The following is a 23,224-nucleotide window of genomic DNA, read 5'->3' as shown; positions in this document are numbered from 1 at the left end:
GTTACAGATTACTTATATATGTTAATTCCTGATTGTATTTTAATTTCGTTTGCCTTTTTACTCATTCTCGAAAGTGTTTTTGTACAATTAGTTACTTGGACAGATAGTATAGCTGGTAGTGGTGTTATATTTATTTTGTTATATTGCATGCAAAAGATATATCCAGAAGGGCTTGGCGGAGGAGATATAAAACTACTTTCGTTACTTGGATTTATAGTAGGAGTGAAAGGAGTTTTTATCGTTTTATTTTTAGCATCTTGTTTTAGTCTTTGTTTTTTCGGGATTGGTATCGGATTAAAACGTATAGAAGTACGAAAGCCAATTCCATTTGGTCCTTTTATTAGTCTCGGGGCAATATGTTATGTATTGGCCGCATATTCAATTTAGAGAGGGAATCGAAAATGAACGTATATATGGATGATCAAAGAAGTTGCCCGTTCGGGTATGTGCCCGCAACTACAGTAGAATGTGCTTTGCAAATGGTTCGGGATTATGATGTGAATATTCTTTCTCTTGATTTTAATATGGGATGGGGAGCGAAAAATGGACTAGATTTTGTAGAAGCTTTTTGTATAGAGGGGTTATATGTAAATGAAATTCACTTTCATACGAATGATGTCATCGGTATGCACAAGATGAAACAGAGAATGGATAAGGGAAAGGAAGAAGGAGAAATTACTCCTCACCTTGTTGTTAAATACGTGGGTAGCTAAAAACTCCAAAGTAAAACTTTGGAGTTTTTAATGTTTCATATGGGCTTGTAATGGAATAATCTCTTCTTGTTGAGCTGTTGCGATTTCAGTTTCTTCCTGTTGAACTTCAGGCGTTTTCTTTGTTAAGTAGTGGTATACCATACCGACAAATACTGATCCGCCAATAATGTTACCGATTGTAACAGGAATTAAGTTATGAATAGCACCTGAAAAAGAAATTGTCTCAGGATGCGGTGAAACTAAAGATAAAGCAAAGAGTGATAAGTTTGCAATACTATGTTCGTAACCAGATAAGAAGAATGTGAAAACAAGTAGCATCATGACCATTATTTTTGCTGTGTCACCTTTAACCTGAGAAGGTAAGAAGCAAGCAAGACATACGAGCCAGTTACATAAAATGGCTTTAAAGAATAACTGCATTGTAGGTGTATTCATCTTTCCTTCAACGACTTTACTCATTAAGTGACCGTGATCAATTGCTTCAAAAATTCCAGTTGCGTAAAATAGTAAGGCAAAGAATAATGCGCCGGCTAAGTTACCTGCATAACAAGCAACCCAGTTACGAAGTGTATCAGAAATCGTTGTTTCTTTTCTTAAAGTTGCGACAGTAAAGTACATTGTGTTCCCAGTAAACAATTCAGCACCGCCATATATAATAAGTACGAGAGCAATCCCGAAAAACATAGAAGCGGCTAAATAAGTTGCTGGTGAATCTGCAATGTGAAAAAAGTTACCTAATTTAAAACATAGTACAATAATAAAACCGATATAAATACCAGCAAGTGCAGCACGAATGAAATATTGCATTGGGTTTGTATCTAGTATTTTCTTTTTGCTTTTAGCCAGTTTGACAACATAATCTAGTCCTTGTTCTAGCATGAGTAATACGCTCCTTTAGTAAATCTTCTATAAATACTCCTTATATGAATAAAGTACATGGAATTGTTCTTACTTTCAATGAGTTTGTGCAATGTTTCACAAAAAGGACATACATACATTAAGAAAACGTTTACAAAAGATAGTATAATGGAATTTTTTCTGGACATTGCGAGGAAGAAAGGAAAAAGAAAAAGCGCTGTAATTACAGCGCTTTTTCGTCTAAATTCTTTTCCACTTTTACTTCTACTTCTTTTGAGAAGAACCAACCACCAACTGCGATTCCGACTAATACAATCCAGAATGTAAGCTTCCACGGAGTGGATTCTGGGAATGAATGTGGAATTACATTTAATGCAGGGTGTGCTAATGTATAAACTGCTAGCTTCACACCAACCCAACCTACAATTAAAAATGCTGCAGTTTCAAGCCCTGGTTTACGTTTTAAGATTTGTACGAAAGCAGTTGCTGCAAATCGCATAATGATTAATCCGATAAGTCCACCTACAAAGATAACAACGAATTGCCCAGTATCAAGACTACCAATTGTACCGAGTCCTGTTTTTGGTAAAGTCATTGCTAGTGCAACAGCAGCTAAAATTGAATCAACTGCGAAGGCGATATCAGCAACCTCAACTTTAAATACAGTCCACCAAAAGTTCTCTTGTTTTTTCTTTGCTTCTTTTTCTTCTGTTTCTTCATCTGTATTCTTTTTAACATATGTTTTAAATAAGTGATTACCAGCGATAAACATAAGGTAGATGGCACCGATTGCTTGCACTTGCCATACATCGACTAAGAACGAAATCATAAATAACGATCCAAATCGGAAAACGAATGCCCCCGCTAATCCGTAAAATAGTGCTTTCTTTCGTTTTTCTTCTGGTAAATGTTTTACCATAATTGCAAGAACAAGAGCGTTATCAGCCGCTAAAATCCCTTCAAGTGCAATTAGGATGAGTAATACCCAACCATACTCCAATAATAATGATACATCCATGTACATTCTCCTCTCATCTCTATAACTTCTAAATAAGTGAAGAATTTCCCCACTATTTAGTTTCCCCATACTCCTGCCTATTAACTTTGGAAGAATCTGGAAATGAATGCAAAAAAGACCTCTGCCGTTAATAGGCAAAGGTCTTGCTAGACATATGTAATAAAAATGCCAACAAAGCCGGAAGAACTAAGTTCTACGTAATGACGACTTTGTTTCCAAGATATATTCTTGGACGCTACTCCCCTTTGGAGATATGTTATTGTATTCTCATTATATGGATAATTTATACGGTTGTCAACCTGTTAAAATATCTTCATTCGGATATTTTATTTTTCGGTTCTTTTTACGAGCAAATGAAAATGCCAATGTTAAAGGACCCATTTTCCCAAAAAACATCATAAAAATAATAATCGTTTTTCCAATTATAGTTAAGTGGGGTGTTAAGTTCATACTGAGGCCAACAGTCCCAAATGCTGAAAATACTTCGAAAGCACTCATCAATAGAGGAACTCGTTCAGTAATACTCAAAATTAAAATAGCAAAAAAGATAAATGAAATAGAAATAATAGTAATGGTTAATGATTTGACAATGAGAGTATCTTTAATGGATTTTTTAAATACGATAATATCTTCTTGTTCTTGTAAAAATTTAAATACACCAAAAAATATGATTAAAAATGTTGTTAACTTAATCCCCCCACCCGTTGAAGCACTACCAGCACCAATAAACATAAGTAGCATCATTAATAGCAGGGAAGGTTTTGACAATGTAGAAATATCAACTGTATTAAACCCGGCAGTTCGCGTTGAAATTGCTTGGAAATAAGAGGCCATTCCTTCTTCAAATGAGGTAAAACCTCTCATAGAAAGAGAGTTATGGAACTCGAATATAAAAATAAAAAGGGTAGCAATAATGTTGATGATTAGAGTAGAAGAGAGCATAAGTTTTGAATGTAGTGTAAGGTTTTTAAAGTTTTTCTTTCTTTTTATGTCTACGATCACTGTAAAACCAATTCCACCTAAAATGATGAGAGAGGAAATGACGAAATTGACAATAATGCTATGAGAATGGGACATTAAATTATCGCTCCACACAGAAAAACCAGCATTGTTAAAGGCTGAGATTGAATGGAAAAAACTATAATAGATCCCTTTGGTAACCCCGTATTTTGGTACCCATTCAAAAGAAAGAATTAAAGTAGCGATACATTCGACTGTAAAAGAGAATAAAAATAATGCTTTGGCAAGACGGATGACGCCGCCTATATTCGTTTGATTTAATGCTTGTTGTAATAAAATACGGTTTTGAAGACCGATTTTTCTGCCGAGCATAATCGCAATTAAGACAGCAAAGCTCATAATACCAAGTCCGCCAACTTGTATAAGCGTTAAAATGACACATTGTCCAAACAAAGTAAATACTTTTCCAGTGTCCACAACACCAAGCCCTGTAACCGTACAGGCAGAAACTGTTGTAAATAAAGCATCGAGCCATGAAATAGACGTTGTTGTAGCGATTGGAAGCTTTAATAAGCATGTACCTATAATTGATAACATGATAAAAGACAAAGTAAGAACGCGGGGAGGACTCATACGAATGTTAATCCGTTTCATGTTATATATCGTTCCTTTCTGTTTGCTCTTACTAGTATGTGAAAAAGTCCGATTATGTATGTGAAAAATAGAAAGAGGCAGAGAATATCTGCCTCTAAGCCATATGTTATATTATTATCCGCGTAATTGTTGTTGAGCTAAAGAAACAAGACGTTTTGTTACTTCACCGCCAACTGATCCGTTAGAACGAGATGCTGTATTAGACCCTAAGCTTACGCCGAATTCTTGTGCAATTTCATATTTAAATTGATCAAGTGCTTGTTCAGCACCTGGAACTAGTAATTTGTTTGTTTTTGCCATGATGATACACATCCTTATGAGTAATCCAGTCCAGATAAGTACTTATCTGAATTGGTACTGTTATTTTATGTGGAACCGGCGTGCTCATACGCGGAAGTAATCGGTGTGATTAGAAGTTATTGGATAGAAAAAAGAGTAGCAAATTTGCTACTCTTTTTTTAGTATTGTCGCTGTACCTTCCACGACAATATCATCCGATTGATTATATATATTTGTTTGCAACGTAATGATTTTTTTATCGTCACGCTTCTTAATAACCTCTGCCACAACGCGAAGTGTATCACCGATTTTGACAGGGGCACGGAATGAAACATTTTGGGATAAATAAATCGTATTTTTGCCTGGGAGTTTCGTTCCAAGGATGGTAGAAATAAAACTCGAAACGAGCATACCATGGGCAATGCGTTCTTTAAACATTGTCGTTTTTGCAAAAGAGTCTAAAATGTGAATAGGATTCACATCCCCAGTCAATTTTGCAAAATTGATAACATCTTCATCTGTAATTGTTTTTGTAAGGGATGCTTGATCACCGACTTGAATCTCATCATAACGAAGCTCCGGGACGGTTTGTGCTTCTTGGAATGGATTCATTTTGTCCTCCTTCTTTTCCATATCGAAAAATGCCAGCCATCTTGATGTAGTAGGAGGAAGAAAGAGTTTTGTTTGTGCTGCAGTTAGCTCCCACATTTTTCTTACTTGATGGAAGTAAATAGATTTTTTGAGTTTTCCTCGAACTTTTTTGCGAGTTCCAACTGTTTTGACTTGAACTCTTCCAAAAAACCCTCTAACTGTTTTTGAGCCTCTTCACGTTGTAATTGTTGTTGCTCAATAAATTGTTTTGTTGTTTCTTCAAATTGACCGCTTGTTTGTGTAAGAATTGACAAAGATGTTTTTGTAGGAGAAACAGTAAGTTGATGCATATGAGCAGAAAGTTCCTTCCATTTGTCCTGCCACTCGTTAATTTGATCATTTAAGGAGTTTCCAGTTAATTGTTTCACGTAATCTGTATATTGGTTGTTGAACTGAGCAGTGAGTTGTTGTAGTTCTTTTTCTAGTTCATCTACTCCTGATGTTAATTTATGCAAAGCGTCTTGTTGTTGTTTTAATGTTTCTAAAGTAAGCTGCTCTAATTGTTTCCCAGCTGAAGAGAAAAGGGAAAGTGATTGAGACCAGTTTTTCCAAAATGCATCGACTAATTCGTATGGTTTAGTTTCCATTGTTTGACCCCCAAATGTTTTTTTGCATATTGTGAACGCAGATTACTCTGCTGTACCACCAGGTGAAGATGAAGAATCCTTTTCATCCTTTTCTGGAGAAGTAGAAAATGGAAAGAATGCATTGGTGTATAACGTGAAAAACGTTCGCAACATATTTTGATAATGTTCAAAAGAAGTCGCACATGTTGTTAAATATTGCTCTCCATATTCAGTTAAAGAATAAATTCTTTTTGCCGGCCCTCCATCGCTTGTATCCCAAGTAGAAGAAATAAGGTTTTCTTTTTCTAATTTGCGTAGTGTTCTATAAACATTACCTTGGTCAACAGAAGAAAAGCCGATATCCATTAGCATTTGAATAAGTTTGTAACCATGAAGACTCCAGTCTTTTAGACAGAGAAGTAAGAAGGGAACTAAGAAGTTTTTTGGCATGGAGTTTGGTTGCTTCGCTTGGTTGCTCTCCAAACTTTCGCGTTGTTCTGGTTCATTTTGTAGCATGATTGTGCATCACCTCATGAATCAGTTAGATGGAATTTTTTGCTTATAAGTGCAATTTACACCTATCTGTTTTTAAAGTCAACACATTTGTTAGAAAATAGAAAAAAATAAAATATAGACTTGAAGTTTTATTCAGAATATTAGAAAATAGTGAATAGGTTGAATTGTTTCAAAAACGAAAAAGGGAGTGTAGGTAAAGTGATTGATCAAAAATTCGATCCACTACAAGCATGGAAAAATGCTTATGAACAAACCGAAACATTTTGGGGAAAAGCGCTCAATGAAACAATTAAAACAGAAGAATATTCTGCTTGGATGGGCAGCGTTCTAGATTTGAATTTGTTTTATCAAAAAGCATTAAATGATACGACAAAAAACTATTTAGAACAAGTAAATGTGCCGACGAAAGAGGATATCGCAAGAGTAGCTACGCTAGTTATTAACTTAGAAAATAAAGTAGATAACATTGAGGAGTTTCTAGAGGAGAAAGTCGATTCTTTAGGACAAGCTCCTACATTAAAGCGTGATGTGACGAAAGTGAAACAAGATATTCGTACGCTTGAAACAAAAGTAGATCAAATTTTAGAATTGCTAGAAAAGCAAAATGCAGTACTAGCTAAACTACAAGTACCTGTAAAAGAAGAGGTAAAGCCTGCGAATAAGCCAGAAAATAAAAAATGATAAAAGCGCTTGTTTATAACAGATAAAAGAGAGAGGGAGAATCTCTTTTCACGTATAAACAGCGAAACATAATTATATATGGACTCTATAGTATGAGTACCAAAATGATTCATAACAATCGTTCACAAATTCATTTAAGGGGGAAAAGAAATGGTTCAATTAAATGGAAAAGTAGCAATCGTAACAGGTGGAGCAAAAGGAATTGGAAAAGCAATTACAGTAGCATTAGCACAAGAGGGAGCAAAAGTAGTTATTAACTATAATAGCAGTAAAGAAGCAGCTGAAAATTTAGTAAATGAATTAGGAAAAGACGGACATGATGTTTATGCAGTGCAAGCGGATGTTTCTAAAGTAGAAGATGCAAACCGACTTGTAGAAGAAGCTGTGAATCATTTTGGTAAAGTTGATATTCTTGTTAATAATGCTGGTATTACAAGAGATCGTACATTCAAAAAGTTAAATCGTGAAGATTGGGAGCGCGTAATTGACGTGAATTTAAGCAGCGTATTTAATACGACAAGCGCTGTTCTTCCATACATAACAGAAGCGGAAGAAGGAAGAATTATTAGCATTTCTTCTATTATTGGTCAAGCAGGTGGATTTGGCCAAACAAACTACTCAGCAGCAAAAGCGGGTATGTTAGGATTTACAAAATCATTAGCGTTAGAACTTGCAAAAACAAATGTCACTGTAAACGCTATTTGCCCAGGATTTATTGATACTGAAATGGTAGCAGAAGTACCAGAAGAAGTACGTCAAAAAATCGTTGCAAAAATCCCGAAAAAACGTTTTGGTCAAGCCGATGAAATTGCAAAAGGTGTAGTATACCTATGCCGTGACGGTGCGTATATCACAGGTCAACAATTAAACATTAACGGCGGATTATATATGTAATGAAGTAAGAAAAAAGTGCATATCCATAGCAGGAATGCACTTCTTTTTTTAAGAAGGAAATCGACCAAAAAGGAGATAGAAAAATGACTACATTCGCAACAGAATGGGAAAAGCAATTAGAGCTATACCCAGAAGAGTACCGAAAAGCATACCGCCGAGTGAAAAGGGCGAGTGAAATTTTATTACGTGAACCAGAGCCGCAAGTAGGGTTAACGCCGAAAGAGGTTATTTGGACGAAGAATAAGACGAAGCTTTATCGCTACATTCCAAAACAAGAAAAAACACAAAGAGTTCCAATTCTGTTAATATATGCTCTTATTAATAAACCATATATTATGGATTTAACTCCTGGAAATAGTTTAGTGGAATATCTAGTGGATCGTGGTTTTGATGTGTATATGCTTGATTGGGGCACATTTGGTTTAGAAGATAGTCATTTGAAATTTGATGATTTTGTGTTTGATTATATTGCAAAAGCAGTAAAAAAAGTAATGCGAACTGCAAAATCGGACGAGATTTCTTTACTTGGTTATTGCATGGGTGGAACGCTAACTTCTATTTATGCAGCACTTCATCCGCACATGCCAATTCGTAATTTAATTTTCATGACAAGTCCTTTTGATTTCTCTGAAACAGGATTGTATGGCCCTTTATTAGATGAGAAATACTTCAATTTAGATAAAGCGGTTGATACATTTGGAAATATTCCGCCAGAAATGATTGATTTCGGAAACAAAATGTTAAAGCCAATTACGAACTTTGTTGGTCCATATGTTGCTTTAGTAGATCGTTCAGAGAATGAGCGCTTCGTCGAAAGCTGGAGATTGGTTCAAAAGTGGGTTGGTGATGGTATTCCGTTCCCAGGTGAATCATACAGACAGTGGATTCGTGATTTTTATCAAAATAATAAGTTGGTTAAGGGTGAACTCGTTATTCGCGGACAAAAGGTAGACCTTGCAAATATTAAGGCGAATGTCTTAAATATTTCCGGGAAACGTGATCATATCGCTTTGCCATGTCAAGTAGAAGCATTACTAGACCATATTTCTAGCACAGATAAACAATATGTATGTTTACCAACAGGGCATATGTCTATCGTTTACGGTGGAACAGCTGTAAAACAAACATATCCGACGATTGGAAATTGGCTTGAAGAGCGTTCTAATTAAAAATAAAAAAATCCAACTAGCCTATGTTAGTTGGATTTTTTTATGAAAAATAACAAAACATAGAAAGGAGAAATTTATATTTTAGGAGTATAATTATGAAACTTATGATGGGTAAGTTGTTTTGGAATACAGGAGTTTCTGTACCTTGTTATCCACTGTTAGAAAATGATATGATATGTGATGTGCTCGTAGTTGGAAGCGGCGAAGCCGGTGCTCATATAGCGCATTCGTTAGCGAAAATTGGCATGAGTGTTACACTTATTGAAAAAAGAGCAATTGTGTGTGGTAGCACAGCTGCTAATACAGGTTTACTACAATTTCTTCATGATAAATCGTTAACCTCTCTTATCCATACATTTGGTAAAGAAAAAGGGGTACGAGCATATAAGCTTTGTTATGAAGCGCTAAGAACAATGGAAGAGGTTATACCGACTCTTGATATTAATCCCCATTTTATTCCGCGAAATAGTTTATATTATGCAAGTAAAAGTGAGGATGTCTCATTTTTACAAGAGGAATATAATACGTTACAGAATTATGGATTTCCAGTTGAATATTTTACAGAAGCTGATATTAAGAAACGTTATTCTTTTGCAAAACAAGCAGCGTTATATACGCAAGGTGATGCTGAGGTGAATCCGTATTTACTAGCGTATAGTTTTTTGCATAAAGCAAACCAAATGGGAGCTAATATATATGAACATACAGAGGCAATACATATAAAAAAACGCAAAAATGATTTAATTTGTTACACGAAAACAGGAAATCAAATTGTAGCAAAGAATATTATTATGGCGACAGGTTATGAGGCGCTTTTTGGAAAGAAAGAAAAAAATACAACAGTAGACACCTCTTATGCAATTGTAACAAATGAAATAGATCAATTTGAAGGCTGGCATGAGCGATCGTTAATTTGGGAAACGGCACGGCCCTACTTATATTTTCGAACGTATCGAAACCGCATTATTGTAGGCGGATTAGATGAAGCGCTACAAATTCAAACAATTGGTGATACGAAATTATTGCATAAGCGTGATATCCTTATTAATATTGTAAAAGAGATGTTCCCGCAGTATAAAAATATACAGGCAGACTACTATTGGGCAGCCGCATTTGGTGGTACTCATGATGGTCTCCCCATTTTAAAAGAAGACGAAAAGATACATAATTTGTTTTATGCATTGCCGTATGGAGGTAATGGAACTGTATATGGAATGGTCTTTGCCAAATTATTTGAGCAGTTATTTACAAATAAAGAAAGTAAAGATTTTTCTTTATTTAATCGATAGAAAAAAGGTAGCGAAGTGATGGAATGAGAGATATAAAAAAGTTTTTACAAAAATTACGTCCTGTACAACTCATCGTTTTGTTTTATTTATTAGCGGTAGTTGTATCGGTGATATTGCTTAGTTTACCGTTTGTTACGAAGCCTGGTGTGAAATGGACATTTATAGATGCGCTTTTTACATCGGTTAGTGCGGTAAGTGTTACGGGACTGTCTGTTATTACGATTTCAGATACGTTTACTACAGCAGGAATTATTGTTTTAGCTCTTATTTTACAATTAGGCGGCTTAGGAATTATGGCGCTTGGGACATTTGTTTGGATCATTACGGGGAAAAAGATTGGTTTGCAAAGAAGAAGATTAATTATGGCAGACCATAATCAAGGAAATTTATCGGGTCTCGTAGAATTGATGCGTTCTATTTTAATTGTAATTATTTCAATAGAACTTATTGGAGCAATCTTATTGGGGACAAGATTTTTACTTTACTTTCCGACTTGGCAAGAAGCTTATTTTCACGGTTTCTTTGCAGCTGTTAGTGCGACTACGAACGGCGGATTTGATTTAACAGGACAATCATTAATTCCTTATAAAAAAGATTATATTGTTCAAATGATTCATATGTTACTAATTATTTTAGGAGCGATTGGTTTCCCTGTGCTAATGGAAGTGAAACAATTCCTTAGTAAAAGGAGACAACAATTATTCCGTTTTTCATTATTTACAAAATTGACGACAACAACATTTTTTGCACTCGTTGTTGTGGGTACAATTATGATTTTTTTACTGGAGAGAAATCATTTTTTAGTAGGAAAGTCATGGCATGAAACTGTATTTTATACATTATTCCAATCTGTGACGACGCGAAGTGGTGGACTTGCAACAATGGATATACGTGAATTATCACAACCGACGCTTTTATTTATGAGTATATTAATGTTTATAGGGGCATCTCCAAGTTCGGTTGGGGGCGGAATACGTACAACTACATTTGCTGTTAGTATATTGTCACTATACACCTTTGCAAGGGGCGGTAGAACAGTTAGAGTCTTCAAACGTCAGCTACATGAAGAGGATGTACTGAAAGCATCTGTCGTTATGACGATGGGGATTTTGTTATGTGCTACTGCGCTATTCATTTTATCTATTACGGAAAATGTACCGCTTATGAGCTTAATTGTTGAAGTTTGTTCTGCTTTCGGAACGACGGGACTATCAACAGGTGTCACGCCTGATTTAACAACTGTTGGGAAACTTGTACTTATTGTGCTTATGTTTATCGGACGCGTTGGTATTTTAACATTTATTTTAGCTAGTGGTGGAAGGGAACAACCACCTCGCTATAAATACCCGAAAGAGCGGATTATTATTGGATAGTATGAAACCATTCTACCTACGTTAGGTAGAATGGTTTTTTAGTCGTTAATTCCAAATTGTGGATGCATGAAAGCTTCATCTTTATTATCCGCTTCGTTTTTTAGCAACTCTTGATTTTCTTCTGAAATCCACCCAATATCATTTGTAGGATGGATCCACTCATCGCCAGCCATAATGGCAGGATCTACTTCATCACTCCAATTGTTAAGCGGACTGTTCTCGGAATTATATTTACTGTCTCCAATTACAACATTATATTGATTCACAAAAGGTTGTTGCATCGTTTTTCCTGTTCCTTTAAAAGATGGAAAATTCATTTGATGCGGGAGCGTTTCGTCTAAAATGGGTGATTGAATCTTTTCTTTTTTCTTCAAAATTATCGCTCCTTTTTATAATGATTTCTTCATATGTAGTATTTCCATCTAACGCCTCTTATGTACTTGTTAACACTTGCCAGTAATAATTATTTTAAGTTGTTTCAAACTAGAGTAGAAAGTGATTTCTTGAGAGCAGGTGAATGTATTGGTAAAAAGAAAAGTGAAACAAAATGCGGCAATCAATAATAATAAAACTCCGAAAGAAAGCTTACCAGATGCAGAATTTGCATTAGAGTATGAAGGAGAAAATAGCGCAAAGTATGCGAATCGTAATTCAAAAAAAGGGAAACAAAAATGAGGCGTTTTTTACAAACGCCTCATTTTTTTGTGGGATTATAAAGGTTTTTTTAATTATTTGTAAATTTAGTGTTTTCTATTAGCAGAAAAATGCGAAAAAACATAGAAGTAGCAACGTATTACACAAAAACAAACAACAAACAAAAGATTAATGTTGGTTTAATACTGCTTTTACACTAGTTGTTTATATTTGAGTTGTACATAAGATTTGTAAAAGGAGAGAGAAACAGTGAAAAAAACAATCTTTAAAGCTGTAGCGACTGGAATGGTATTTTCGTTATTAATGGGGTGTGGTGCAAAGAAGGAAGAAAGTGCTGGAGCGAAAGTGAAAGATGACAAATTATCTGGATCATTAACTGTTTACACAGCAATTGAAGAAGAGCTTGTACCAATTTATCTTGATTCCTTTAAAAAGAAATATCCTGATGTGAAATTGAACATTGTACGTGATTCAACAGGAGTTATTACTGCGAAATTGCTAGCTGAAGGGAAAAATACACAAGCAGATGTTGTATGGGGAACTGCGGCATCAAGTCTATTAGCTTTAGATAAAAAAGATATGTTAAAAGGATACTCTCCAAAAGGAGCAGATCGTGTTCTTCCACAATTTAAAGATGATAAGCAACCTGAAAAATGGGTAGGAAATACTGCATTTATGACGGGGATTGCTGTAAATAAAGAAGAGTTAAAGAAGAAAAATTTACCGATGCCAGAATCATATGAAGATTTAACGAAACCAGAGTATAAAGGAACACTTGTTATGCCACATCCAGCATCATCTGGAACAGGATTTTTAACAGTTTCTGCATGGCTACAAATCATGGGTGAAGATAAAGGCTGGGATTACATGAAGAAACTTCATGATAATATGGCAAGTTATACGCATTCAGGATCAAAACCAGCGAAATTAGCAGGAGCGGGTGAATATCCAGTTGGCGTATCAATGGTTTATAGTGCTTTGAAAGAGAAACAAAAAGGTGCACCAGTTGAAGTTGTATTGCCGAAAGAAGGATTAGGTTGGGAAGTAGAAGCGAACGCACTTATTAAAAAAGATAATGCAAAAAATGAAAAATTAGCGCAAGCATTTTTAGATTGGGCGATTACTGATGATGTAATGAAGTTATACTTCGAGAAAAATGGATTTGCGACAATTAAAAATGATTATAAACTTCCAGATGGATTCCCTAAAGATGTAACAGAAAAGTTATACAAAAAGAATGACTTTAAGTGGGCAGCAGAAAATCGTGACAAAATTTTAGAAAAATGGGAAAAAGAGTTTGGCCAAAAAGCAGAACCGAAAAAGTAAGTGAGTGGGAGAGAGAAAAAATGAGCGAATATTTATCAATTCAACACATTCAAAAACAGTTTGATGCATTTACAGCGTTAAAAGATATTTCTTTTACTGTGAACAAAAATGAGTTTGTATGTTTATTAGGCCCAAGTGGTTGTGGGAAAACGACATTGCTTCGAATTTTAGCAGGGCTAGAAGAGGCAACAACAGGTAGTATAGCTGTGAATGGAAAAGATATTACAGCATTACCTCCTGGAAAGAGAAACTTCGGAATGGTGTTTCAATCGTATGCATTATTTCCGAATTTAACAGCACTTGAAAATATTGAATACGGCTTAAAGACAAAAAAATATGGAAAAGTAGAAGTAAAAGAGAAAGCGCTAGAGGCGTTAAAACTTGTAGATTTGCTGAATGTAAAAGATAAATATCCTGCTCAAATGTCTGGTGGACAACAGCAGCGAGTGGCACTTGCACGTGCGCTCGCTCTGTCTCCAGATATTTTGTTACTCGATGAGCCGTTATCTGCTTTAGATGCGAAAGTACGTGAAAAGTTACGTAGAGAAATGCGTGATTTGCAAGAGAAAGTAGGAGTAACAACTATTATGGTCACGCATGATCAAGAAGAGGCATTAACGATGGCTGATAAAATTGTTGTAATGAATCATGCGGAAATTATGCAGATCGGAACACCAGAGGAGATTTATCAAAGACCAGCCAATCCGTTTGTGGCAGATTTTATTGGTTCTATTAATTTCTTTTCGAAAAATAACGAAGAGCATGCAATTCGTCCTGAACATGTAACAATTGTACAAAAGGACGGTATTAAAACAGTTGTGGAAAGTATGGAATTTCGTGGATCTGTATATCGAACGGAAGTGCGAGTCGTAGAAGAAAACACACACCTTTATAATGAGAAAATTGTAGTGGATATATTAGCATCAGAAGTAGAAGTAGCTGATATTAGAAAAGGAAAGCCGATTCAAATCTCTTTCTCAGAAAATCATATGTTGTCATATGGAAAGAAGGTCATTGTATAGATGGAGATGTTAGAAAACTACAAGGTAGAAAGTGCGAAAAAAAAGATTAAGAGAAGTATAGGGAAAGAGGAATGGATCCAAAGGCTTGTAATTATCGGTATGATTCTTTCCTTCCTTGTCATACTTGTATTACCACTATTACAACTATTTACACAAGCTTTTTATAATAAAGATGGAGTTTTCATTGGTTTAGCGAATTTCAGTAAATATTTTACAACACCAACTTTAGTTCAGTCTTTACAAAATACGGTATGGATTTCGGGCGCAACAACAATTATTTCAGTTTCAATTGCATTCGTTTACGCATATGCAATTGCCCGTACGAATGTTTTTGGAAAGCGTGTATTTCAGTATGTAGCGTTATTACCATTGTTTGCACCAACGATGATGCACGGTATAGCACTTACATATTTATTTGGTAATCAAGGGCTAGTAACGAAAGGAATGTTTGGGTTATTTGAAGGTATACAAATCCCTTTATATGGACCAGTAGGAATTGTAATAGCTGAAGTTATGTATACATTTCCGCAAGCCTTTCTCATATTACTAATTGCCTTTCAAGGATCCGATTATCGTTTATATGAAGCTTCTAATATGCTAGGGGCGAGTAAAACAAAACAATTTTTCACGGTTACTTTACCTAGTGTAAAGTACGGATTAATTAGTGCAATGTTTGTTGTGTTTACACTTAGTTTCACTGATTTTGGGGCACCAAAAATTGTTGGTGGACAATATAATGTGCTTGCTACTGACGTATACAAACAAGTAATTGGACAGCAAAATATGTCGATGGGTGCAACAGTTGGAATGATTTTATTAATCCCAGCTATATTCGCATTTGCAGTTGATCGTATTACGCAAAGAAAGCAGGCGAATTTCTTATCTTCAAAAGCAGTACCATACAGAATAATAGCTAATAAGAAAAGAGATGTCATCTCATTCATATACTGTAGTGTGATTACATTTATGATCATTCTGTTATTTGTGGCAGTTGGTATTGCTGCAAGTGTGAAAGTATGGCCATATAATATGAGTTTTACATTTGAGCATTTTAATTTTTCGAGTTTAACAGGAGATGGACTTGAAGCATTTAAAAATAGCGTAATTGTTTCAGCAGTTACAGCAGTTATTGGGGCGATTTTAACATTTGTATTTGCATATGCAATTGAGAAAATAGACCAGCTACAATTCTTCCGAAAAACAGGTTACTTTTTCTCTATCGTTCCTTTAGCCATACCAGGTTTAGTACTCGGATTAGGATATGTCTTTTTCTTTAGTCAACCAACGATTCAAATTTTGGGACTATCAGTAACGAACCCGTTTCATTCTTTATACGGAACAATCGCTGTGTTAGTACTAGTAAATATCATTCATTTTTATTCTGTAACATTTGTCACGGCAACGACTGCTTTAAAGAAATTAGATCGAGAGTTTGAGCTTGTTTCGCAGTCGATGGGTATTCCGTTTTATAAAACATTCTTTAGAGTAACGGTACCAATGTGTTTACCAGCAATTTTAGAAATGGTAATGTACTACTTCGTAAATTCAATGGTAACTGTATCGGCAGTTGTATTCCTATATGCAGCTGATTTTAAACTAGCTGCCGTATCAATCGTAAATATGGATGATGCAGGAAATGTGGCGCCAGCAGCTGCAATGAGTGTGCTTATTGTTGTTACAAATATTGTAGTAAGAGTTGTATATGAATGGGGAACGAAAGCACTTCGTAACCGAACTTCACAATGGCAAAAAAGATAAGTAAGAAAGGTGATGGACAGAATGAAAATTGAAGCAGTTATTTTTGATTGGGCAGGGACAACAGTTGATTACGGATGTTTTGCACCACTAGAAGTATTCATGGAGATTTTTCATAAACGGGGTGTAGCAATTACAGCAGAAGAAGCTCGTAAGCCAATGGGGTTATTAAAAATAGATCATGTAAGGGCACTTACTGAGATGCCTCGTATTGCGAGTGAGTGGAATTGTGTTTTCCAACAATTACCAACAGAAGCAGACATTCAGGAGATGTATGAAGAATTTGAAGAGATTCTCTTCGCTATTTTACCACGCTATGCTTCGCCGATTAATGGAGTAAAAGAAGTGATTGCTTCTTTACGTGAAAGAGGAATTAAAATTGGTTCAACGACTGGTTATACGAGAGAAATGATGGATATTGTAGCAAAGGAAGCAGCGTTACAAGGATATAAACCTGATTTTCTTGTTACGCCAGATGATGTTCCAGCAGGCCGTCCATATCCATGGATGTGCTATAAAAATGCAATGGAACTTGGTGTGTATCCGATGAACCATATGATAAAAGTTGGGGACACAGTATCAGATATGAAAGAAGGTAGAAATGCTGGAATGTGGACAGTTGGTGTAATTCTTGGCAGTAGCGAGCTCGGTTTAACGGAAGAGGAAGTGGAGAATATGGATTCGGTAGAACTTCGTGAAAAAATAGAAGTAGTTCGCAATCGTTTCGTTGAAAATGGGGCGCACTTTACGATAGAAACGATGCAGGAACTCGAAAGCGTAATGGAACATATCGAGAAACAAGAACTTATTATTTCATAAAAGGGGAATAGGATCATGACTGAAAATCACTACTTATTATTAACACCAGGACCATTAACGACAACAAAATCAGTAAAAGAAGTTATGCTATACGATTGGTGTACGTGGGATGATGAATATAATACGATGGTGCAAGAAGTAAGAGCTAAACTTGTATCGTTAGCGACGAAGGAAGAAGAGAAATATACAACAGTGTTAATGCAAGGAAGCGGTACGTTTTCAGTTGAAGCAGTAATTGGTTCTGTTATTCCGGCAAATGGGAAGATTCTCGTTTGTACAAATGGTGCGTACGGTAAGCGCATTGTGCAAATGGCAGAGATGTTACAGATTGATGTAGTGGTCAGTCAAACAGAAGAGTGGGAACCTACTAATATTGTAGAAGTAGAGAAGTTATTGCAAGAAGATAAAGAGATTACGCATATTGCAGTTGTTCATTGCGAAACGACGACAGGCATTATAAATCCAATTGTAGATGTATGTAAATTAGGAAAACAGTATGGAAAGGTTACAATTGTTGATGCGATGAGTAGTTTCGGCGGGATTGAAATAGACATTGCTGATTTACAAATTGATTTTTTAATTAGTAGTGCGAATAAGTGTATTCAAGGGGTTCCTGGATTCGGATTTGTAATCGCAAAACGTGATGAATTATTGAAGTGTAAAGGGCAAGGACGCTCTTTATCTCTTGATTTATATGATCAATGGGAAACGATGGAAAAACAAAATGGGAAATGGCGTTTTACTTCACCTACACATGTTGTACATGCTTTTTATCAAGCACTACTTGAACTAGAAAAAGAGGGAGGAGTAAGAGCGCGTTACAATCGATATTACAACAATCAAAAACTACTAGTAAATAGAATGGGAGAAATCGGATTTAAGCCACTAGTAGATGAGGAATACCAATCTCCTATTATTACATCTTTCATTTATCCAAAAGAGGGATTCGAGTTTCAACAGTTATATAACGAATTAAAGCGTTATGGATTTGTTATTTACCCTGGGAAAATTTCGAAAGTAGATACGTTCCGCATTGGAAATATCGGTGATGTACATGAACAAGATATTAATCGCTTAGTTGATAGTATTGCTAAAGGAGCTGTTATTGGGTGAAAGTGTTTTGCTTAGGTGGAGCAGGTAAAATTTGTCGCGAAGCTATTTTGGATTTAGTTCAATTTTCATCTTTTGAGACAATTACAGTAGCTGATTTTAACGAGGTAGAGGGCCGTAAAGTAGTAGAATGGCTCAACGACCCTCGTGTTGATTTTGTAAAAGTAGATGTAACGGATCACGAGGATACGGTTGCAAAAATGATTGGTTATGACATTGTAATGGACGGTACGACGATAAAGTTAAACAGATTGTCGACCCGCTGTATTGCAGAAGCAGGATGTCACGGTGTGAACTTAAATGGATTTGGTGAAGAAAATGAATCGCATGCTATATTTGTTGAAAATGAAAAGATATGTTTACCTGGATTTGGCATGACGCCGGGTGTAACGCAAATGATGGCAATGCATGCAGCAAATCAATTGGATACTGTAGAGTCTGTCCGTGTAAGTCACGGTTCGTATCGTCCGATTGCTTTTTCTGCATCAATTACAGAGACAACGACATATGAATATGATCCATATTTACCATCGCGTACAGTGTATGAAGATGGTGAATTTAAGCAAGTACCTCCGTTTGCGCGTCCGAGAGAAATAGAATTGCCAGAGCCTTATGGTAAGGCAACGCAGTATATCATTCCGCATTCTGAAACGATTACGCTAGCAAAGGCATTAGAAAATAAAGGTGTCAAACTGATAGAGACGAGAGGAACTTGGCCACAGCAAAATATGCAACTTGTACGTGCTTTATATGATTACGGCATATTGCGTAATGATCAGATTGAAATAAACGGGAAAGAAATAGGCATTATGGATTGTATTTCACAGTATTTATTGCAATCGAAAGAAGGGCAAGAAACAGAGCTTTATGGTTATGCACTTCATGTAGAAGTAATAGGTATGAAAAATAATGAGAAGCAAAGACATGTGTTATATCATACACATCCGTTATCTGATGGTTCTGTTGTAGGATGGGAAAAATTAAGAGCGTATACGAGAAACGTCGGTATTCCATTTGGGATTGCTGCAGAGTTAATTGCAAATGGAAATGTAAATAGGGTGGGTGTTGTTACGCCTGAAGAAGCCTTTGAAAATCCACAATTGATTTTTGATGAGCTAGCAAAGCGCGGTATTCATATTCATGAAGAAGTTTCTACTTATAAAGAAAATTATAGCTTTGTATAAGTAAGGACGTTTATAAGGGAGATATAAATGAGGTGAAGCTATGTCTGTAGTAGGAGAAGAAAGAAAGCGAACCATTCTTGAAAAGGTAGAATTTAAAGGGAAAGTAAAGGTTTCAGAATTAGCGAGAGAATTTGCTGTATCAACAGAAACGATTCGTCGATATTTAGAAGAATTAGATCGTGAAAAGAAGCTGAAAAAAGTGTATGGTGGAGCTGTTCAACTTCCAGGCGCTGGAGTAGAGGCACCAATGTTAGAAAGAGAAATGCTACATATAGAAGAGAAGAAAAGAATTGGTTATAAAGCAGCGACATTTGTAGAAGACGGTGATGTCATTGCAATTGATGATGGAAGTACACCGCTTCAAATGGTTCCATACCTTGTTCATCGTAAAAACTTAACGATTGTAACAAGTTCATTTCCAGTCGCAACACAATTAATTTCTTCTATTAATAAAAAGATGTTTCACGGTGAAGTTTTGTTTATAGGTGGAAAAGTATCTCCAAAGCATTCGCGTGTATCAGGGTCTATTTCTCAGCAAGTCATACAGCAATTTCATTTTCATAAAGCGTTCGTTTCGATTGATGGGTTATTACCTAGTTTTGGAGTTTCCAGCTTTGAATTAGAGAAAGCGAAATTGTCAGAGGCGATGATGAAATTAGCTGAGAAAACATATATTTTATGTGATCATACGAAGGTAGGCGTGAAAGGGAATTATCGTATAGCAGCAATTTCGCGTATTCAACACGTAATTTGTGATAAAAAAATGCCATATAGCTTTGAAGAAGAACTTAAGAAGCATAATATTCAGTGGACAGTTTGTTAAATACAGTGAAAGCACATAAACTCCCGCCTAATTTTTAGGAGGGAGTTTTATTATCTGTAAATTGTAAAATAAAAGATTTGCAGTTATGCAAAAAGTGGACACATTTTCTCACCTCTTTCATATAATTTACCAATACAAAAAAAGTTGGTCGAAGGAAAGAAGGGAGAACATGTCAGAACGAATATATAATAAACTTGTATTGTACGCGAATATTTTGCAAAAAATCGGTGTCATCAATGAGAAGGAAAAAAGTGAAATTCTTCATACGATAGGTAAAAAAGCCCTTTGAATAAAGGGCTTTTTTATTTTTTTATCTTTAAAAATATAAATTTAATGTAATATTCTCATTGACAATGATAATGATATTCATTATCATTTATTTGTGGATAATTGATAATACTTATCAATTGTAAAGATTATATATGATAGGGGATATTATTTTGAAAAAAAATTACATGAAGGCGCTAGTAGTAGCGACAACATTAGCAATTCCATTTGCTACGTACTCTACTCCAGCATTAGCGGCATTAAAAGTTGAAGCAAATCAATCGGTAGCAGCAGCGAGTGATCGCACGTATGATACTGAGATTAAAATATATAAGGACCAAAAAGATGAGCCATCTATGGTTTCTCAATATATAAAAGATCCTAAAGTAACGATTGCAGCTGGCAAAAAAATTGTCACTGTAACAATGCAAGATAGTGATTATTTTCAATATCTTAGAATAGAAAATAGAAACCAGCCTGGTGTATTTCATGATGTGAAGGTTTTGTCAGAAGATAAGAGGAAGAATGGAACGAAAGTAGTTCAATTTGAAATTGGTGAGTTTGAGAAGAAGCACAATATGCAAATGCATATACTTATTCCAGCTATTGGATATGATCACAAATATCAAGTTCAATTTGAAATTAAAGATCCAACTGTAGGTAACAAAGAAACAGAGAAACCAGATGATAACTCTAATTCAGGCAATACGGAAACGGATAATCCAGTTGATAATCAAAATATGATAACAGATAAGAAATTAAGAGAGCTTGTTAATAAAAAAGTATTTAATAGAAAAGATTTAAATACACCAATTACGAAAGAAGATTTATTACAAGTAAAGGATTTGTTTTTAAATACAAATGAGATACTTGATTATAGTGCATTAAAATATATGCCAAATTTAAAATCTTTAACAGTTGCGAATGCGAAGATAAAAGATCCGTCGTTCTTTGCGAACTTAAAGCAATTAAGTCATTTAGCTTTGCGTGGTAATGAATTTTCAGATGTAACGCCACTTGTTAAGATGGATAATTTAGAATCTCTTGATTTAAGTAATAATAAAATTACAAACGTTGCACCACTAACTGAAATGAAAAATGTAAAAAGTTTATTTCTATCAGGCAACCAAATAGAAGATGTAACAGCATTAGCGAAAATGGAACAACTAGATTATTTGAATTTAGCAAATAATAAAATTACGAACGTTGCTCCATTAAGCGCTTTGAAAAATGTAACATACTTAACTTTAGCAGGTAATCAAATTGAAGATATTAAAGCGTTATATTCATTACCTTTAACAGACTTAGTATTAACACGTAATAAAGTTAAAGATTTATCCGGCATTGAGCAAATGAAGCAATTAGAAGAATTGTGGATCGGGAAAAATGAAATAAAAGATGTTACTCCTCTAAGTAAGATGACACAGTTAAAACAATTACACTTACCTAACAATGAGTTAAAGGATATTACGCCATTATCAAGTTTAGTAAACTTACAAAAGCTTGATTTAGAAGCGAATTATATTTCAGACTTATCACCAGTTAGTAATTTGAAAAAATTAGTATTTCTAAGTTTTGTTGCAAATGAAATCCGTGATGTGCGACCAGTTATAGAACTAAGTAAGACGGCTTATATTAATGTCCAAAATCAAAAAGTATTTTTAGAGGAAACAGAAGTAAATAAAGAAGTAAAAGTACCTATATATGAAAAAGATGGTGAGGTTTCTACGAAAATCCGTCTGAAGAGCGATAACGGTACGTATAGTAATGGTGTAGTGAAATGGAGTACACCAGGTGAGAAAATATATGAATTTGGTGTGAAAGATCCATTCGCGGATACAGGAATTTTCTTTACAGGGTCTGTTATTCAAAATGTAGTAGAAAGTAAAGACGGTAATACGTCTAAAGAAGATGAGAAAACAGAAGTGGTAGAATTTAAAGATGTACCAAAGGGACATTGGTCAGAAGAAGCAATTAATTACTTAGCGAAAGAAAAATTATTTATAGGCTATGGAAATGGTGAATTTGGATTTGGTGATAACATTACTCGTGGACAAGTAGCTCTTCTAATACAAAGGTATTTAAAATTAGAAAATAATCTAGTACCAAAAACGGCATTTACAGATACGAAAGGAAATATGTATGAAACGGCTATTGATGCAGTGGTTCAAGCTGGAATTATGACAGGCTATGGAAATGGTATGTTCCGTCCAGATGGAGTATTAACTCGATATGAAATGTCAGTAGTATTACAAAGAGTATTTCAGTTAAAAGAAAATGAAAATAGTGCAGAGAATTTTAAAGATATACCAAATGACCATTGGGCGAAAGGATATGTGAAAGCTTTAGTGGATAATAAAATATCAAAAGGCGATGGGGAAGGGAATTTTTTAGGAGATAATTTCGTAACACGTGAACAATATGCACAGTTTTTATATAATGCAATAAAGAAATAAAGTGAAACTTTAATCAGTGGGGGGTTTGTTCATTCCCCACTGATTATTAGCCCTCACTAATCGGGCTGCCCGTTAATGCGGAATAAAAAATGAGGAAAATACGCTATTCTTTAATTAAAGAGTAGCGTATTTTTATGTACAAAATGAAATAGGAAATAGATAGGAGTATAGACATATGAATAGCCTA

At 35.1% G+C, this 23,224-nt stretch carries 24 protein-coding genes and 1 riboswitch; of the genes, 16 read left to right on the top strand and 8 right to left on the bottom strand.

The window, feature by feature from the left end; all coding sequences use genetic code 11:
- The coding region (locus tag ACQGS6_RS09505; protein ID WP_426965061.1) for a prepilin peptidase at nucleotides 1-387 on the top strand (387 nt) is incomplete at its 5' end.
- A 14-nt stretch (nucleotides 388-401) separates the two neighbouring features.
- Nucleotides 402-713, top strand: a complete 312-nt coding sequence (locus ACQGS6_RS09500; protein ID WP_426965059.1) for a cyclic-phosphate processing receiver domain-containing protein — start codon at nucleotides 402-404, stop codon at nucleotides 711-713.
- 27 nt (nucleotides 714-740) lie between these two features.
- Here ACQGS6_RS09500 and ACQGS6_RS09495 read toward each other — a convergent pair whose 3' ends face one another.
- The 7 genes from ACQGS6_RS09495 to phaQ all read right to left on the bottom strand — a co-directional run bounded on the left by ACQGS6_RS09495 (nucleotide 741) and on the right by phaQ (nucleotide 6,215).
- Entirely contained in the window at nucleotides 741-1,592 is an 852-nt protein-coding gene (locus tag ACQGS6_RS09495) for a formate/nitrite transporter family protein (RefSeq protein ID WP_000893027.1), read from the bottom strand.
- A gap of 202 nt (nucleotides 1,593-1,794) precedes the next feature.
- A complete protein-coding gene (locus tag ACQGS6_RS09490) occupies nucleotides 1,795-2,589 on the bottom strand; it encodes a TerC family protein (RefSeq protein ID WP_000383326.1) in 795 nt (264 codons plus the stop codon).
- 82 nt (nucleotides 2,590-2,671) lie between these two features.
- Nucleotides 2,672-2,845, bottom strand: a riboswitch (yybP-ykoY riboswitch).
- Nucleotides 2,846-2,883: 38 nt separating this feature from the next.
- A complete protein-coding gene (locus ACQGS6_RS09485) occupies nucleotides 2,884-4,203 on the bottom strand; it encodes a TrkH family potassium uptake protein (RefSeq protein ID WP_426965058.1) in 1,320 nt (439 codons plus the stop codon).
- A 114-nt stretch (nucleotides 4,204-4,317) separates the two neighbouring features.
- Nucleotides 4,318-4,503 (bottom strand): alpha/beta-type small acid-soluble spore protein, encoded by a 186-nt coding sequence (locus ACQGS6_RS09480; protein WP_001140707.1) that lies wholly within the window; start codon nucleotides 4,501-4,503, stop codon nucleotides 4,318-4,320.
- Between the two features lie 147 nt (nucleotides 4,504-4,650).
- A complete protein-coding gene (locus ACQGS6_RS09475; RefSeq protein WP_001067916.1) occupies nucleotides 4,651-5,094 on the bottom strand; it encodes a MaoC family dehydratase in 444 nt (147 codons plus the stop codon).
- A 101-nt stretch (nucleotides 5,095-5,195) separates the two neighbouring features.
- Entirely contained in the window at nucleotides 5,196-5,720 is a 525-nt protein-coding gene (gene phaP / locus ACQGS6_RS09470) for a polyhydroxyalkanoic acid inclusion protein PhaP (protein WP_000448594.1), read from the bottom strand.
- A gap of 42 nt (nucleotides 5,721-5,762) precedes the next feature.
- The gene (gene phaQ / locus ACQGS6_RS09465) at nucleotides 5,763-6,215 is read right to left on the bottom strand and encodes a poly-beta-hydroxybutyrate-responsive repressor (RefSeq protein ID WP_000939955.1); all 453 of its coding nucleotides are present in this window, start codon (nucleotides 6,213-6,215) and stop codon (nucleotides 5,763-5,765) included.
- A gap of 198 nt (nucleotides 6,216-6,413) precedes the next feature.
- On the opposite strand from phaQ, the gene phaR reads away from it, so the two are divergent.
- From phaR to ACQGS6_RS09440, 5 genes are all read left to right on the top strand, one after another.
- Nucleotides 6,414-6,896 carry a polyhydroxyalkanoic acid synthase subunit PhaR gene (gene phaR / locus ACQGS6_RS09460; protein WP_000566942.1) on the top strand — a complete coding sequence of 161 codons (483 nt, stop codon included), beginning with the start codon at nucleotides 6,414-6,416 and terminating at the stop codon, nucleotides 6,894-6,896.
- Nucleotides 6,897-7,046: 150 nt separating this feature from the next.
- Complete coding sequence (locus tag ACQGS6_RS09455; RefSeq protein ID WP_000250407.1) at nucleotides 7,047-7,790, top strand: acetoacetyl-CoA reductase; 744 nt, start codon at nucleotides 7,047-7,049, stop codon at nucleotides 7,788-7,790.
- Between the two features lie 83 nt (nucleotides 7,791-7,873).
- Nucleotides 7,874-8,959: a class III poly(R)-hydroxyalkanoic acid synthase subunit PhaC gene (phaC, locus tag ACQGS6_RS09450; protein ID WP_000206336.1), complete on the top strand. Its 1,086-nt coding sequence runs from the start codon at nucleotides 7,874-7,876 to the stop codon at nucleotides 8,957-8,959.
- Between the two features lie 95 nt (nucleotides 8,960-9,054).
- Nucleotides 9,055-10,248 carry an NAD(P)/FAD-dependent oxidoreductase gene (locus tag ACQGS6_RS09445; protein WP_000772521.1) on the top strand — a complete coding sequence of 398 codons (1,194 nt, stop codon included), beginning with the start codon at nucleotides 9,055-9,057 and terminating at the stop codon, nucleotides 10,246-10,248.
- Nucleotides 10,249-10,271: 23 nt separating this feature from the next.
- Nucleotides 10,272-11,621 carry a TrkH family potassium uptake protein gene (locus tag ACQGS6_RS09440; protein ID WP_001204707.1) on the top strand — a complete coding sequence of 450 codons (1,350 nt, stop codon included), beginning with the start codon at nucleotides 10,272-10,274 and terminating at the stop codon, nucleotides 11,619-11,621.
- A 38-nt stretch (nucleotides 11,622-11,659) separates the two neighbouring features.
- On the opposite strand, the gene ACQGS6_RS09435 is transcribed toward ACQGS6_RS09440, so the two are convergent.
- Entirely contained in the window at nucleotides 11,660-11,995 is a 336-nt protein-coding gene (locus tag ACQGS6_RS09435; RefSeq protein ID WP_000726027.1) for a DUF3905 domain-containing protein, read from the bottom strand.
- Nucleotides 11,996-12,143: 148 nt separating this feature from the next.
- Between ACQGS6_RS09435 and ACQGS6_RS09430 the strand changes: the two genes are divergently transcribed.
- From ACQGS6_RS09430 to ACQGS6_RS09390, 9 genes are all read left to right on the top strand, one after another.
- Nucleotides 12,144-12,296, top strand: a complete 153-nt coding sequence (locus ACQGS6_RS09430) for a hypothetical protein (protein ID WP_000240799.1) — start codon at nucleotides 12,144-12,146, stop codon at nucleotides 12,294-12,296.
- Between the two features lie 228 nt (nucleotides 12,297-12,524).
- Nucleotides 12,525-13,601 carry a putative 2-aminoethylphosphonate ABC transporter substrate-binding protein gene (locus tag ACQGS6_RS09425; protein ID WP_000750895.1) on the top strand — a complete coding sequence of 359 codons (1,077 nt, stop codon included), beginning with the start codon at nucleotides 12,525-12,527 and terminating at the stop codon, nucleotides 13,599-13,601.
- 20 nt (nucleotides 13,602-13,621) lie between these two features.
- The gene (locus tag ACQGS6_RS09420) at nucleotides 13,622-14,623 is read left to right on the top strand and encodes a putative 2-aminoethylphosphonate ABC transporter ATP-binding protein (RefSeq protein WP_000006192.1); all 1,002 of its coding nucleotides are present in this window, start codon (nucleotides 13,622-13,624) and stop codon (nucleotides 14,621-14,623) included.
- Nucleotides 14,624-16,381, top strand: a complete 1,758-nt coding sequence (locus ACQGS6_RS09415; RefSeq protein WP_000425518.1) for a putative 2-aminoethylphosphonate ABC transporter permease subunit — start codon at nucleotides 14,624-14,626, stop codon at nucleotides 16,379-16,381. It abuts the gene before it with no gap.
- 21 nt (nucleotides 16,382-16,402) lie between these two features.
- Nucleotides 16,403-17,197 carry a phosphonoacetaldehyde hydrolase gene (phnX, locus tag ACQGS6_RS09410; RefSeq protein ID WP_000687361.1) on the top strand — a complete coding sequence of 265 codons (795 nt, stop codon included), beginning with the start codon at nucleotides 16,403-16,405 and terminating at the stop codon, nucleotides 17,195-17,197.
- 15 nt (nucleotides 17,198-17,212) lie between these two features.
- The gene (gene phnW / locus ACQGS6_RS09405; protein ID WP_000138230.1) at nucleotides 17,213-18,310 is read left to right on the top strand and encodes a 2-aminoethylphosphonate--pyruvate transaminase; all 1,098 of its coding nucleotides are present in this window, start codon (nucleotides 17,213-17,215) and stop codon (nucleotides 18,308-18,310) included.
- The gene (locus ACQGS6_RS09400) at nucleotides 18,307-19,491 is read left to right on the top strand and encodes a saccharopine dehydrogenase family protein (RefSeq protein WP_000862174.1); all 1,185 of its coding nucleotides are present in this window, start codon (nucleotides 18,307-18,309) and stop codon (nucleotides 19,489-19,491) included. Before phnW ends, ACQGS6_RS09400 begins: the two co-directional genes overlap by 4 nt.
- A gap of 40 nt (nucleotides 19,492-19,531) precedes the next feature.
- On the top strand, nucleotides 19,532-20,314 hold the full coding sequence (locus ACQGS6_RS09395; RefSeq protein WP_000117667.1) for a DeoR/GlpR family DNA-binding transcription regulator: 783 nt from the start codon (nucleotides 19,532-19,534) through the stop codon (nucleotides 20,312-20,314).
- A gap of 422 nt (nucleotides 20,315-20,736) precedes the next feature.
- Nucleotides 20,737-23,037 carry an NEAT domain-containing leucine-rich repeat protein gene (locus ACQGS6_RS09390; RefSeq protein ID WP_426965057.1) on the top strand — a complete coding sequence of 767 codons (2,301 nt, stop codon included), beginning with the start codon at nucleotides 20,737-20,739 and terminating at the stop codon, nucleotides 23,035-23,037.
- The last annotated feature ends 187 nt before the right edge of the window (nucleotides 23,038-23,224 follow it).

The sequence above is a fragment of the Bacillus sp. GMs2/2 genome, assembly GCF_050172095.1.
Lineage (GTDB): Bacteria > Bacillota > Bacilli > Bacillales > Bacillaceae_G > Bacillus_A > Bacillus_A cereus.
Note: the sequence above shows the minus strand (reverse complement) of the source record. Positions and strands in the feature narration are given on the sequence as shown.

Bases quoted from the DNA above. Each gene is read 5' to 3' on its own strand.
- ACQGS6_RS09500 (WP_426965059.1), top strand. From the start codon at position 402: ATGAACGTATATATGGATGATCAAAGAAGTTGCCCGTTCGGGTATGTG.
- ACQGS6_RS09495 (WP_000893027.1), bottom strand. From the start codon at position 1,592: ATGCTAGAACAAGGACTAGATTATGTTGTCAAACTGGCTAAAAGCAAA.
- ACQGS6_RS09490 (WP_000383326.1), bottom strand. From the start codon at position 2,589: ATGGATGTATCATTATTATTGGAGTATGGTTGGGTATTACTCATCCTA.
- ACQGS6_RS09485 (WP_426965058.1), bottom strand. From the start codon at position 4,203: ATGAAACGGATTAACATTCGTATGAGTCCTCCCCGCGTTCTTACTTTG.
- ACQGS6_RS09480 (WP_001140707.1), bottom strand. From the start codon at position 4,503: ATGGCAAAAACAAACAAATTACTAGTTCCAGGTGCTGAACAAGCACTT.
- ACQGS6_RS09475 (WP_001067916.1), bottom strand. From the start codon at position 5,094: ATGAATCCATTCCAAGAAGCACAAACCGTCCCGGAGCTTCGTTATGAT.
- phaP (WP_000448594.1), bottom strand. From the start codon at position 5,720: ATGGAAACTAAACCATACGAATTAGTCGATGCATTTTGGAAAAACTGG.
- phaQ (WP_000939955.1), bottom strand. From the start codon at position 6,215: ATGCTACAAAATGAACCAGAACAACGCGAAAGTTTGGAGAGCAACCAA.
- ACQGS6_RS09455 (WP_000250407.1), top strand. From the start codon at position 7,047: ATGGTTCAATTAAATGGAAAAGTAGCAATCGTAACAGGTGGAGCAAAA.
- phaC (WP_000206336.1), top strand. From the start codon at position 7,874: ATGACTACATTCGCAACAGAATGGGAAAAGCAATTAGAGCTATACCCA.
- ACQGS6_RS09445 (WP_000772521.1), top strand. From the start codon at position 9,055: ATGAAACTTATGATGGGTAAGTTGTTTTGGAATACAGGAGTTTCTGTA.
- ACQGS6_RS09440 (WP_001204707.1), top strand. From the start codon at position 10,272: ATGAGAGATATAAAAAAGTTTTTACAAAAATTACGTCCTGTACAACTC.
- ACQGS6_RS09420 (WP_000006192.1), top strand. From the start codon at position 13,622: ATGAGCGAATATTTATCAATTCAACACATTCAAAAACAGTTTGATGCA.
- ACQGS6_RS09415 (WP_000425518.1), top strand. From the start codon at position 14,624: ATGGAGATGTTAGAAAACTACAAGGTAGAAAGTGCGAAAAAAAAGATT.
- phnX (WP_000687361.1), top strand. From the start codon at position 16,403: ATGAAAATTGAAGCAGTTATTTTTGATTGGGCAGGGACAACAGTTGAT.
- phnW (WP_000138230.1), top strand. From the start codon at position 17,213: ATGACTGAAAATCACTACTTATTATTAACACCAGGACCATTAACGACA.
- ACQGS6_RS09395 (WP_000117667.1), top strand. From the start codon at position 19,532: ATGTCTGTAGTAGGAGAAGAAAGAAAGCGAACCATTCTTGAAAAGGTA.
- ACQGS6_RS09390 (WP_426965057.1), top strand. From the start codon at position 20,737: ATGATAGGGGATATTATTTTGAAAAAAAATTACATGAAGGCGCTAGTA.